12 protein-coding genes are annotated in these 12,553 nt (G+C 58.6%); 8 read left to right on the top strand and 4 right to left on the bottom strand.

What is annotated here, in order from left to right:
* The first annotated feature begins 11 nt into the window (after positions 1–11).
* Positions 12–3,599, top strand: a complete 3,588-nt coding sequence (gene metH, locus KR100_RS08100; protein ID WP_038544680.1) for a methionine synthase — start codon at positions 12–14, stop codon at positions 3,597–3,599.
* Positions 3,600–3,628: 29 nt separating this feature from the next.
* Positions 3,629–3,901, top strand: a complete 273-nt coding sequence (locus KR100_RS08095) for a DUF4090 family protein (RefSeq protein WP_038544678.1) — start codon at positions 3,629–3,631, stop codon at positions 3,899–3,901.
* A 41-nt stretch (positions 3,902–3,942) separates the two neighbouring features.
* On the opposite strand, the gene KR100_RS08090 is transcribed toward KR100_RS08095, so the two are convergent.
* Positions 3,943–4,173 (bottom strand): hypothetical protein, encoded by a 231-nt coding sequence (locus KR100_RS08090; protein ID WP_038544676.1) that lies wholly within the window; start codon positions 4,171–4,173, stop codon positions 3,943–3,945.
* A gap of 111 nt (positions 4,174–4,284) precedes the next feature.
* Here KR100_RS08090 and KR100_RS08085 point away from each other — a divergent pair, with 111 nt between their 5' ends.
* Positions 4,285–4,680, top strand: coding sequence for a DUF2237 family protein (locus KR100_RS08085; protein ID WP_038548357.1), 396 nt, complete (start codon positions 4,285–4,287; stop codon positions 4,678–4,680).
* Here the strand turns inward: KR100_RS08085 and KR100_RS08080 are convergent.
* Positions 4,662–5,396, bottom strand: a complete 735-nt coding sequence (locus KR100_RS08080; RefSeq protein WP_038544674.1) for an SDR family NAD(P)-dependent oxidoreductase — start codon at positions 5,394–5,396, stop codon at positions 4,662–4,664. The two genes, KR100_RS08085 and KR100_RS08080, sit on opposite strands and share 19 nt — an antisense overlap.
* 75 nt (positions 5,397–5,471) lie before the next feature.
* On the opposite strand from KR100_RS08080, the gene KR100_RS16785 reads away from it, so the two are divergent.
* The 3 genes from KR100_RS16785 to KR100_RS08065 all read left to right on the top strand — a co-directional run bounded on the left by KR100_RS16785 (position 5,472) and on the right by KR100_RS08065 (position 8,015).
* Positions 5,472–6,452 (top strand): SpoIID/LytB domain-containing protein, encoded by a 981-nt coding sequence (locus tag KR100_RS16785; protein ID WP_239420294.1) that lies wholly within the window; start codon positions 5,472–5,474, stop codon positions 6,450–6,452.
* Positions 6,442–7,305, top strand: coding sequence for an ATP adenylyltransferase (locus KR100_RS08070; protein ID WP_038544672.1), 864 nt, complete (start codon positions 6,442–6,444; stop codon positions 7,303–7,305). Before KR100_RS16785 ends, KR100_RS08070 begins: the two co-directional genes overlap by 11 nt.
* A 77-nt stretch (positions 7,306–7,382) precedes the next feature.
* The gene (locus KR100_RS08065) at positions 7,383–8,015 is read left to right on the top strand and encodes a sigma-70 family RNA polymerase sigma factor (RefSeq protein ID WP_051847402.1); all 633 of its coding nucleotides are present in this window, start codon (positions 7,383–7,385) and stop codon (positions 8,013–8,015) included.
* Here KR100_RS08065 and KR100_RS08060 read toward each other — a convergent pair.
* Entirely contained in the window at positions 8,000–8,185 is a 186-nt protein-coding gene (locus tag KR100_RS08060) for a hypothetical protein (protein WP_038548351.1), read from the bottom strand. The genes KR100_RS08065 and KR100_RS08060 overlap by 16 nt on opposite strands.
* 145 nt (positions 8,186–8,330) lie before the next feature.
* Between KR100_RS08060 and KR100_RS08055 the strand changes: the two genes are divergently transcribed.
* Together KR100_RS08055 and KR100_RS08050 are read left to right on the top strand one after the other, a co-directional pair.
* Positions 8,331–9,881 (top strand): DUF3370 family protein, encoded by a 1,551-nt coding sequence (locus KR100_RS08055; protein ID WP_038544667.1) that lies wholly within the window; start codon positions 8,331–8,333, stop codon positions 9,879–9,881.
* A gap of 63 nt (positions 9,882–9,944) precedes the next feature.
* Positions 9,945–10,913 carry a molecular chaperone DnaJ gene (locus KR100_RS08050; protein ID WP_239420293.1) on the top strand — a complete coding sequence of 323 codons (969 nt, stop codon included), beginning with the start codon at positions 9,945–9,947 and terminating at the stop codon, positions 10,911–10,913.
* Between the two features lie 1,089 nt (positions 10,914–12,002).
* Here the strand turns inward: KR100_RS08050 and KR100_RS08045 are convergent.
* Positions 12,003–12,497 carry an allophycocyanin subunit alpha-B gene (locus tag KR100_RS08045; protein ID WP_038544663.1) on the bottom strand — a complete coding sequence of 165 codons (495 nt, stop codon included), beginning with the start codon at positions 12,495–12,497 and terminating at the stop codon, positions 12,003–12,005.
* Positions 12,498–12,553 lie beyond the last annotated feature (56 nt).

Below are 12,553 nucleotides of genomic sequence, written 5' to 3'. Positions count from 1 at the left end.
AGATCAGGTTCATGGCTGCCAGCACGACAACCAAAGCTGCCGTGACATCCCGTTTTCTCCGTCGTCTGCACAGCCCTGAACGGCCGGTGCTGGTTTTTGACGGAGCCACGGGCACCAGCCTTCAGCAGATGGATCTCACCCTGGAGGATTTTGGTGGGGCCGATCTGGAAGGCTGCAACGAGAACCTTGTTGTGACAAGGCCTGATGCGGTTCAGGCCGTTCATCAGCAGTTTCTGGAAGCTGGCTGCGATGTGATCGAAACAGACACATTCGGTGCTGCCTCAATCGTGCTCGCTGAATACGGATTGGAGGATCAGGCCTTCGCGCTGAACAAAAAAGCAGCTGAACTGGCCCGTGAAATGGCTGATCGTTACAGCACTGACGAGAAGCCTCGTTTCGTGGCCGGCTCGATGGGACCCACCACGAAGCTGCCCACGCTCGGACACATCGACTTCGATTCGATGTCCGCGTCCTTTCGAGAACAGGCGGAAGGTCTTCTGGCAGGAGACGTTGATCTGTTCATCGTCGAAACCTGTCAGGACGTTCTTCAGATCAAGGCAGCCCTGCAGGGCATCGAGGAGGCCTTCGAGCGCACGGGACAACGACGTCCATTGATGGTGTCCGTGACCATGGAGACGACGGGAACGATGTTGGTGGGATCCGATATCGCTGCTGTCGTGTCCATCCTGGAACCCTTCCCCATCGACATTCTTGGCCTGAATTGCGCCACCGGCCCGGAACAGATGAAGGAGCACATCCGCTACCTCTCCGAGCATTCGCCATTTGCGGTGAGCTGCATTCCCAATGCCGGACTACCGGAGAACATCGGCGGTGTTGCCCATTACCGACTGACGCCGACGGAACTGAAGATGCAGCTGATGCATTTCGTCGAGGATCTCGGGGTCCAGGTCATCGGCGGTTGTTGTGGCACCACGCCAGCGCACATCGGAGCCCTGTCGGAACTGTCGGCCCAGCTGAAGCCCGCCGAGCGGAGCCTCGCCAGGGTGGAACCGGCAGCGTCGTCGATCTACGGCATCACGCCGTACCACCAGGACAATTCCTTCCTGATCATCGGAGAACGTCTCAACGCCAGTGGCAGCCGCAAGGTCCGCGAACTTCTGGCTGACGAGGACTGGGATGGCCTCGTCTCCGTCGCCCGCGGCCAGGTGAAGGAGAACGCCCATGTTCTCGACGTCAATGTCGACTATGTGGGGCGCGATGGCGAACGCGATATGCACGAGCTGGTGAGTCGGCTTGTCACGAACGTCAATTTGCCCCTGATGCTCGACTCCACCGAGTGGCAGAAGATGGAAGCCGGCCTCAAGGTGGCAGGCGGCAAATGCATCCTCAATTCCACCAACTACGAGGATGGTGATGAGCGCTTCTTCAAGGTGCTCGAGCTGGCCAGGCGTTACGGAGCTGGAGTTGTCGTTGGCACCATCGACGAGGATGGAATGGCGCGGACAGCTGAGAAAAAATTCAGCATCGCCCAGCGGGCCTACCGGGATGCCCTCGAATTCGGTCTGCCGGCCCATGAAATCTTCTATGACCCCCTCGCCCTGCCGATTTCAACCGGCATCGAAGAAGATCGTCTGAATGGCAAGGCAACGGTTGATGCCATCCGACTGATCCGCGACAACCTTCCCGGCGTTCATGTTGTCCTCGGGGTGAGCAATGTCAGTTTCGGTTTGTCTCCTGCGGCGCGCATCACCCTCAACTCCGTCTTCCTGCACGATTGCTGCGAAGCCGGTATGGATGCGGCCATTGTCAGCCCGGCGAAGATCCTGCCGCTGATCAAGATCAACGGCGACCATCAGACGATCTGCCGCGATCTGATCAATGACAACCGGACATTCGACAACGGAATCTGCACCTACGACCCGCTGACCGAACTCACGAAACTGTTCGAGGGCGTCAGCACCAAGGAGGCCCGGGCCTCCGGTCCCTCCCTCGCGGACTTGCCTGTTGAGGAACGCCTCAAACAGCACATCATCGACGGTGAACGGATCGGTCTCGAGCCGGCACTTGATGAAGGTCTCAAGACCTACAAACCACTGGAAATCGTCAACACCTACCTGCTGGATGGCATGAAGGTGGTGGGTGAATTGTTCGGCAGCGGGCAGATGCAGCTGCCTTTCGTGCTCCAGAGCGCTGAAACGATGAAGTCAGCCGTGGCTTACCTGGAACCCCACATGGAGAAAACCGAGGGGGAAAGCAGCAGCAAAGGGAAGTTCCTGATCGCCACCGTGAAGGGAGACGTTCATGACATCGGTAAAAATCTGGTCGACATCATCCTCACCAACAATGGCTACGAGGTGGTCAACCTCGGGATCAAGCAGAGCTGTGAAGCCATTATCGAGGCCCAGCTGGAACATAAGGCGGATTGCATCGCCATGAGCGGGCTGCTTGTGAAGTCGACGGCCTTCATGAAAGACAACCTCAGTGCTTTCAACGAAGCAGGGATTGATGTTCCGGTGATCCTCGGTGGTGCCGCACTCACCCCCCGTTTCGTTCAGAAGGATTGCCGGGATGTCTACAACGGCAAGGTGATTTACGGCCGCGACGCCTTCGCTGATCTGCGCTTCATGGATGCGCTGATGGATGCCAAGGTCAAGGACACCTGGAGCAACAGCCAGGGATTTCTCGATGGCGCACCACAGGGTGTCGGCCTTGATGACAACGATGAGGTCGAGGCCCCCGCCGTCGCCAAGAACAACGACAGCACCGAAGACGTGCCCTCAACGCCTGCGGTGGTCAGCAGGGAACGCTCTGAGACCGTACCCGCCGAAGCCGCGGTGACACCACCCTTTCACGGTGCAGCGATCCTCACGGAGCAGGACATTCCCCTGGATGACGTCTTCCGGTATCTGGACCGCAATGCCCTGTTCGCCGGCCAGTGGCAGATCCGTAAAACCCAGCAGCAGAGCCGCGAGGACTACGACGCGATGCTGGCCGAAAAAGCGGAACCTGTGTTGCTGCAGTGGATTGATCGCTGCCTGGATGAACGGCTGCTGACGCCTCGTGTGGCCTACGGCTACTTCCCAGTCGGCAGGGACGGAAATTCCCTGCGGGTGTTCGATGCCAGTGGAGATCAGGAACTCGGACGTTTTGACCTGCCTCGTCAACGGTCAGGCAATCGCTACTGCATTGCAGATTTCTTCCGGGACCTTCAAACCGATGGCCGCCCCAGCGATGTCTTGCCGATGCAGGCGGTCACCATGGGCGACAAGGCCAGTGAGGTGGCCAAGGAGCTGTTCCAGGGCGATCACTACAGCGATTATCTGTACTTCCACGGCCTTGCCGTCCAGATGGCTGAGGCCCTGGCGGAGTGGGTGCACGCACGCATCCGCGACGAGCTCGGTTTCCCCGATCCCGACAGCATGCCGCTGCGGGATGTTCTTGCTCAGCGCTATCGAGGCAGCCGCTATTCCTTCGGCTACCCGGCCTGTCCGAACGTGGCCGATTCGAGGCAACAGCTCGACTGGCTCGACGCCAACCGTATCGGCTTGAGCATGGATGCCAGTGATCAGCTGGAACCAGAACAGAGCACCACGGCTCTGGTGGCGATTCACAGCAAGGCCCGTTACTTCAGTGCGTAATCTGAGCCGCTTCTGCATGCAGATCAACCATGGCGATAGCTGGACCGGATGGCGTTGATACAGCGATTCAGGCGGGTGTTGACCTCGATGGGACGCCGATCCCTGAATCCATGCTCTCCCTCTATCGGGAGGTGATGGATCTCGAAAGCAGACGGGCGCGCAGTGGAGTCCTCAAGTCGATGCGCAACCGCGTGGTGAAGACCGGTGCCAAACACTTCGATCAAGAGTCCCTGAACTCACGCCTGATCGCAGCAGGATGGGATGGTCTCAAAGACAAGGAGATTGCCTTCTTTTTCAGCTGAGCTGACGACGCAGGCTGATGTCGGCAACCCGCGCGGTCAATTCAGTCCTGGCAGAGCTTTTCCATCGTGTCGATCACATCCTGCTGGAACGCGTCGAGGGCATTCGACTCACTCAGATCAAGCCCCTCGCCAGCCGCGTTCTGCGCCAGATCCTGGAAATGAAAGGCCCCTTCACCATTGGCCAGAAATTCCATGGCCGAACTTTCACCGCTTTCGCGGAAGGCATCGCAGAGTGCGAGAAAGGCAGCGTCTTCGGTGAACTCCCAATCCATCGAGGGGACATGACTGTCTGACCTTTAACGCGTTCCCCTAGGGGTCCGTCAACCATCTGTCGTCAAAATGTGCCACTCCTTCGTCAGACTCCTCGCATCGAAAGCCTCAGGATGACCGCCAGCACTCCGGCCAGATCCAACTCCCGAAACGTGCTCGGGGCACCTCTGAAAGTCTGTGGCTGTCAGCCGATGACGGGTTGGTACCGGAACGGCTTCTGTGAAACCGACCCGTCCGACCAAGGTCAGCACAGCATCTGCTGCGTGATGACGGAATCCTTTCTTCGCTACAGCAAGGCTCAGGGGAATGATCTCTCCACACCGGTGCCGGCCTTTCAGTTCCCCGGTCTGAAGCCTGGCGATCACTGGTGTGTCTGTGCGCCCCGTTGGAAGCAGGCCTACGAGGATGGAATGGCTCCGAAGGTCTGTCTGGAATCCACCGAAGACACGGCTCTGCAAGTGGTTTCACTGGAGCAGCTCAAGGAGCATGCTCACCAGACGATTTCCTGACCATCCCAGGCCAGGAAGCGACCTGTCGTTTCAGGGGTCTGCCGGACCAGAACATCAATCAGATGTCCGGCCGCACGCTGGGGTGAAAAAAGCTTTTCAGCGGGCACGAACGACTGAAACGGTTTTGACAACTCCGTGTCCGTCGTCCCCGGATGCAGCAACGTGACAGTGGTCTGAGGCCAACGGCGGGACCACTCCAGACTGAGGCAGCGGAGCAACTGGTTCTGGGCTGCTTTGGCCGCTCGATAGCCGTACCAGCCTCCGCTCCTGTTGTCCCCGATGCTTCCGACCCGCGCACTGAGGCTGGCGAAATGGAAGGGTTGATCGCGTTTCAGCAGCGGTTCCACGGCCCGCGCCAGCAGAACAGGAGCGATGGCGTTGATCGCGAACTGTTGCTCCAGTTGCCGCCGATTCACCTGCTTGAGGCGTTTTTCCGGTTGAAGCTCGGGTCCATGCAATCGACCGCTGCAGTTGAACAGAAGCCGCAGACGATCTCCACGGGCCTGGAGCGCACCGGTGAAGTGATCCAGAGATGCATCGTCTTCGAGATCAATCTTAAGGTCCTGGTCGGGGGGACCCTGGCGTCCACAGGTCAGCACTGTCAGCTCCGGGAAGCGTTGGCTGAGCTCCAGGGCGACAGCGGAGCCGATGCCGCCTGCGCCTACCACCAGGGCTGTGCCCGTCCAGGATTGATCAGAAACGCCTGCGGAACTCACGACAGCTGGGCGTCATGGTCACCATCTCTCCGCTGAAGTCGGCCATGATTCCGCCTGTTCTGAGCGGAATCGTGCGTGGCCCCACTCTCTCGTGTGGCTCTGGTGGTGCTTCTAACGCTGGTCGTGGCGGCCATCGGTTTTGTTGGATCGAGTCGATCGATCAGCGAACAGTTTCAGCCAAATCAGTCTGGCGCTGATCAAGGGGAAGCGTCGTTGCTGGAGCTTCTCGAAGACCCCCGGGCTGCAGATCGCGCCAGCTCGAGCACAGCCTTGTCACGAGCCAGCTCGCCAAGCTCCTCACCAGCAGCGGGACCAGCCGGCGGTGTGGCTCCCCTGGTGCCTGATGTCCCCCCTCTGGGCGAGTCGGTCAGCCTGCCGATTCGTGTAGCCCTGACGAGTCGCTCGCCGATCAGAAGCCTCCAGACAAGTCAGGGGATGGTCTGCCGCGTCCAAGGCTCCGGACCACGTCTCAAGGACCGTGATCTTCTTTCGATCCTCCGCAGCGATCGTGCTGGTTCTGTTCGCTGCAGCGGAGGCACGATCCTAATCAATCAGGTTCCCTATCGACACAACCTTGAATTCCTTCGCCGCGATCAGGGCTGGATCGCGGTGAACGAGCTTGATCTCGAGCAGTACGTGGCGTCCGTGGTCGGTGCTGAAATGCCGAGTGGCTGGAATCTTGAAGCACTCAAGGCCCAGGCCGTTGCCGCTCGCTCCTACGCCCTGGCCCATCTGGCCAGACCGGCGTCCCGGGATTTCAACCTCGGAGACACAACCCGTTGGCAGGTTTACGGGGGCGAAGCAACGAGAAGCCAGCGAAGCCGGGACGCCACAGCCAGTACCCGTGGCATCGTCCTCAGCTACAAGGGTGGGATTGTTGAGAGTCTCTATGCGGCGACCAGCTCGATCAGTGCTGAGGCCCACGGCCATCTGGGTGCCAGCATGAGCCAGCAGGGGGCGCAGCAACTGGCTCTGGACGGTCTTCAGTTCAACGAGATCCTCGGTCACTACTACCGAGGCGCATCACTGGCTCGTCTGCAGCGCGATGGCGGCTGATACCTACTGGCACAAAGCTCTGCGGTGCAGTGATGCAGCCCTGTCCAGCAAGGCGCTTGTTCCCCTGTCGACCGAGCTTGGGCACATCAGCGGTGAGGCCGGCATCACCTATGAGATTCGCCATCTCACAGGCCTGCCTCCCCGTCATCTGCGTGCATCGGGGCCGAAACCGAATCCATTCCGCCCCTGGAATGAACAGCTTCAGGTGTCGCTGGTGCTCAACCGGCATGTGCTGATCCTGAACAAATATCCAGTTCAGAACGGCCACATGCTCCTGATCACTCGCGATTGGGCTGCACAGGATGGCTGGCTGAGCCTGGAGGATTGGCAATCCGTTGTGCATGTCGATCGCGACACGACTGGATTGTGGTTTTTCAACAGTGGGCCGTCGGCTGGTGCCAGCCAACCGCATCGTCATCTGCAGTTGCTTCCACGCCACCAGGGCGAACGGCTCTGTCCTCGCGAAGCATGGTTTGACGCGCATGATCTGAACTCACAACCTGGGACAGCTGACGCTGGGGACAGGCTGCTGGCTCTTCATTGTTTTATCCGGCATTTCCCTGATCAACTTCCCGAGCCGGTCGAGCTCTGTGATCACTACGAACAACTCTGCGATCGTGCCGGCCTGGGTTCACCCTCCGACCGTGAAAAGCCGAGCCAGCCTTACAACCTTCTGCTGAGCCGACGATGGCTGGCTTTGATTCGACGGCACTGCGAGGGCGTGAGGGGCTTCAGTGTGAATGCGCTCGGATTTGCCGGCTATCTGCTGAGCACGGAGGCCTCCGATCGACGCTGGCTGCGGAGCGCTGGCCCTGAATCTCTGCTGAGAGACGTTCTGCCACCAGGTCCGTGATCACACGGATGACGTGAGGGATCCAGCCGTGCATCGCTTGGAACAGACCGATCTCAAGGAACGAACCGATCTGCTCCATGACCCAACGACCCATCAACGGCCGCAACGTGATCGTTGAACAGCATCTACAGCTGGTGACACCCATCGCCCGTCATTACGCCAGTCGCACCAGCGAGGACCTCGATGACCTCGTCCAGGTCGGCAGGCTTGGTCTGATCCGGGCGTCGCACCAATTCAGCGAACAGCGATCAACACACTTCAACGCCTTCGCACGACCCCACATTCGGGGAGCGATCCTGCATTACCTCAGGGACAGCAGCGGCATCGTCAGGTTGCCGCGGAGCGTTGAGGAGAGGGCTCAACGGTTGATGCGATGCCGAGACGACAGCCTGTCGGCACAGGATCATCAGACCCTGATGCTGTATCTCAGCAAAGGTCGATGGTCGACACTTCGGGACGACCAGTGGGTCGCAGACGCTCAAGACCTCGAGGCAACAGAGCAAAGCGAACGGCAACGCGAGCTGATGAAGGCTCTGAACAAACTCCCGAAGGTTGAAATCATGGCCATCAAAGCTGTGGTTCTTGATGGGATGAGCCTGCGACAGGCGGGTCGCAAGCTCAGTCTTTCAGCGATGACGGTGCATCGCAGGGTCAAACGGGGACTGTCAAGGCTGGCAGGAGCCGTGAAGACACCTCAGCCGTTGCTTTGAGCATCCCGCTCGATCTGTTGCTCCAGGGTGCCGATCGCCGCATTGATGGCCGACAGCTGTCGCTCAAGACCATCACGCCAGAAGGTCAGCATCGCCATTTTTCGTTGCTGGTGATGGCGACGACGGGAGTCGTAATCGGAGGTGTCGCTACAGCAGAAGGGAGGAAGCATGTTGAACTCCAGCATTAGTCAGATCCTGGCGAAATCAAACGTCCAATGGCGGATTTGTGCTTGGCGCAGAACGATCCTCGGATTAGGTTGTGGCCTCGCCGAGGCACCCCGTTCTGGTCGCCTGGCAACGGATCAACAATCCCTCATGATGCTCAGACGAGTCCCAATTCTGGTCGTGAGCGTTGTCTCCATTGCGACCCTTGAGATTGGGCTTCCGTCGATGGCTTCGGCCTATGTGGCGCTCATGGCAGGCCAACGGGCTCGCGGCCTCAATGGCACGTTCAACAACGTGCCTGTTCTCCACTCGAATCAGCCGGAGATCGTGACGGGGCCTGGAATTCTTGTGAACACGGCGAAAGGGTCCGCCATTGCTGCAGAGACCAATCGGCCCCTACGCAATCCGGCATACACCTTCAACGGTGAGTTCGGTGTTCACATGCACCACAAGTACTACCCGGACGACAAGAGAAAGATGGGCGGCCGCCGTGACCGTGGTCTTCTCACCCTGGCCTTGATCGCAAGCAATCCAGGCAGGCAACCCGTCACGCTCCGTTTCGACAAGGGATCGGTCAAAAACAGCTTCGAAGCTCCCTACCTGCCCAACAACCTGATGGGTGTCAAACCCCTCGGTAAGCGTCCCTGGAACACCGGCCCGGGCGATGCGACGGCCGTTCAGATGCTCCGTCAGGAACTGGATCGCAAACTGAAGCCTTCGATCACCATTCCTGCCGGTGGCAAGGCCATCGTCGTCAGCACGGTGCTGCCTGCCCGTGGCATCGCCAACGGCCTGCTGCATGGCCGCAGTGACGGACCATTCACCATGGCGGTCGTTGCCGCGGAGGAAACCAACGACCCTAGACGGTTGATCTCTGTTCTCAACTCCGGGAGACTCGCTCCCGGTCGGATTTACCTGAATCGCATTCGCGACATCCAGCTGGGGCGTGTCTTTTCCCGCGTGGCTGGTGTGGCCCTTGGGGACACCTACAACGCCAGCATCCAGCACGACCTTCGCCAGGGTCCCCTGCATGTTCCGCTCACCAGCACCGCCCGACACAATTTCGGCACGCGGGACGTGCAGGTGAATCCTCTTTCAACCCGGATGGCTGATTCAGCCCTGAACAATGTCGGGACCTACGGCGTTCGTTACGACGTCACCCTCAACCTCAGTGGATCGGGGGCGCATCAGCTGGTGATGAGTCATCCAGTGGTCTCCGGAAAAAAACAGTTCACGGCCTTCCGTGGCTCACTCAGAATCGAAACGATGGAGGGTTACCGGGAAATTCACGTCGGTCTTCGCTCCGGAGAAAGCCTGGCCCTGGCTGATCTGAATCTGATTCCTGGCCAGACCAATCCCGTCAAGTTGAGTCTTGTCTATCCCGCAGATGCCACTCCTGGGCATTTGCTCAGCGTCGTCCCCGTCCAGCAGCTGGCGATGCTCCGACGCCGGGAGATTCAACTGGAGGAGGCCCGCAAACGCCTGGACAGCAAGAAAGACCGCACTGTCTCTCCGAATGCCCTTCCCCCGGTCATTCAGGCCCAGCCGCAAACGTTCAATCCACCAACCCTGCCCAGGATCGAGCCAACCGTGCAGATGGCACCACTGAGGAGTCCCATCATGTCTCCCGTCACGACTCCGCGATATCAGGAAGCGATCCAGAACCAGCAGGAGTGGTTGCTTGAGATGCAAGGTCGATAACCTTCGCCAAGGGAGGTCGAACCTGTGTCAGAGGAGGGAGCCAGAAAGCGTTCAACATCATTCGTGCTGTCGGATGCGCTGATCAACGCTCTCGACAATCTGAAACCTGTCTACGGAGTGAGGTCTCGGGGAGCCGTCGTTGAACAGCTGCTGGAGTACCTCCTGCATCAGGACGAAGAGGAGATCAACGACGCTGAAACGTCTCAGCCTTCTCAGCCGATCCAGGAAGCCAGCAGTCTGGTCCTGATCCGACGCCAGGATCAGAACGAGGTTGAGACTCCTCAGGAGGCCTTGGCTCCCCCATCCGACACTCCTGAGTCAGCCGCTTCTGAGTCAGCAGGTCCTGAATCGGGTGGCATCGACTTGCCCGGCTTTGTCCGAAAACGTGGTCGTCAGCTCAAGCAGACCCTGCGTGCCCCATCGATCAAGGCTCAGACCACCGAAGCAGATCCTGTCGTGGCGGCTGTTTGCCACGGCGATCTTCTGGCTGCCATGGGTGCTGCCGATGATCACTGGACGTCTCTGTACGGACAGCCACCGGGTGCAACCGTTGTGGAAGCGGCCATCACTTGGCTCTCCAGAGATCTCTGGAACAGTGTGGATGCCAGTGACGGCAGGCCGTTCACCTGGACCGGAGCCAATGCTGCGGTTCAGGAGTTGTGCCAGCAGTGGACGACGGAATCACCGACGCTCGGACGGGTGATGGTGGTGGCTGGGACCCTGGAAGATCCCTTCGCAACAGCCAATCTTGCGGAGCGGATGCCGACGATGATTCGTCGCTTTGTCAATCGCTTCAGGCGCAGTCACAGGGCGACGTCGTTCGAGACCCTGGAATCGACCATGACCGTGCATGGGGCGCTGAAGCTGTTGGGCCTTTCAACCCAGCCGGGAGCCGAAGTGACGCTGTCATCGATCAAGGAGGCCTATCGCACCAGCGCCAGGAACGCTCATCCGGATACGGGAGGCTCTCCTGAATCGATGCGTCGCGTGTCCGAGGCTTACCAGCTGCTCAGCGGCGTCTACCGACGCTGACTTGACCGTCCCAACTGACTCCAGAATCAAGACTCAGGATGAGACACAATTGGCTTCACTGGGACGCCATGGGTCCTTGTCGCCGCCGGAGGCATTCAGGCGCCGACATGTTTTCACTCCTCCTGGGCAGCCAGAATTGTTCGACACGTCGGCAGGCACTGGTCCGCCAATCAAAGGCGCATTGTTCTCAGGTGCATCGCAGACCAAGACTCATAAAGGTTCTTGCATGAGACGATTGCTAAATATCAACAACTTATTTTCTGACAATCTTATTTGCAGCACCTTTATGCTTTGCCTATGCCATTTAGGGCTGACAATTGGCTTTGAGTGCGTCTTGTCATAGGCCTGACTTTGTTGATGGCTCTGTGATTGCTGTTGGGTCAATCAATGCATCGCTTTGCGTGTATCTGCTGTCTGTCCGCCCCATGGCCTCAACGCAAACCCAAGCCCATCAGACCTGCCGGAGGCCTGAGGAAGCGGCCAGGCCCTTGTCGGCCGGGACACTCATTCCGGACACTCGTTCCCTGCGTCCATGTCCAGTCCAGGGCCGATTCAAGTTTCTTGAACCTCAGTTATGCACTTGCATCTGACTCATGCGTACCTGTGTTAAAGACAGGTACGCAAGCTGAATTGGCTTGGAAGCTTGCCGCGGACGCTGCAGAAAGCAGGACGAACAACCTCTGATTTGATTCTCATAATGTCCATCCTTGACGCATAACAAGAGTTGCAATGAGCCCAAAATGAGACCAGTGATCCATATTGATTAGTGATGCCGACCCGTTGATACTTCGGCGACCAGACGAAACGAACTGTTTCAGATGTAAGCGAACTGTTTCAGGCACAGATGATGTGATGAAAGGAATGTGACCGAAAGGTGGCCACTCAATCATTCGCTCGGTAAGGGTTGATCGTCCGCTCAAAAAGCGAACTTGATTGATCGCATTGCCAATCGCGATTAAGACTCATCATGCGTCTCATTCAGCAACACTTAAGAGACGGGTAAGAACAACTGCTGATCACCGGTCTCGTTCAAGAATCTGATCCGTACCTGGTGATAGTCCCGGATGAGACCTGTGAGCCTGAGTTCGGTCAGGTCGACGTCTGCATTCCCTGAATCAGGAAGTCGAAGTAGGGAGCAGCAATCTTGACCTGCTGATCGGACAGCAAGGCGATGGAAGCGTCTTTCATGGTTTTCATCGCTTCCACCATCCCCGGCATGGGGACACCAAGGCTGTTGTACATCTCACGGGCACCGATCAGGCCGATGTCCTGAATCATCTCGGTGCTGCCGGCAAGAACGCCATAGGTCACCAGGCGGAGATACCAGCTGTAGTCGCGCAGGCACTGGGCACGTTGCCGCTGGCCATAGGCATTGCCGCCTGGAGCGACGTAATCCGGTTTGCGGGCGAACAGTTGTCTGGCCGACTCGTCCACGATCTTTTTCTCGTTGTCCGTGAGCACACGGACGACACTCACCCTGATAGCCCCCTGGTCGAGGAAATCGACCATCGTGCGCAGTTCACCACTGGTGGGATACCGCAGATCATCATCGGCCTGGAGGATGAGATCCCGGACGACACTCATAGAACTGAACAGGCTTGCTGGATTTTAGTGGTCACAAGCCCTTGAGCCGTCGGCGA

It is taken from the genome of Synechococcus sp. KORDI-100 (assembly GCF_000737535.1).
Classification (GTDB): Bacteria; Cyanobacteriota; Cyanobacteriia; order PCC-6307; family Cyanobiaceae; genus Parasynechococcus.
The sequence above is the reverse complement of the archived record's forward strand: the minus strand, read 5'-3'. Positions and strand labels throughout refer to the sequence as shown.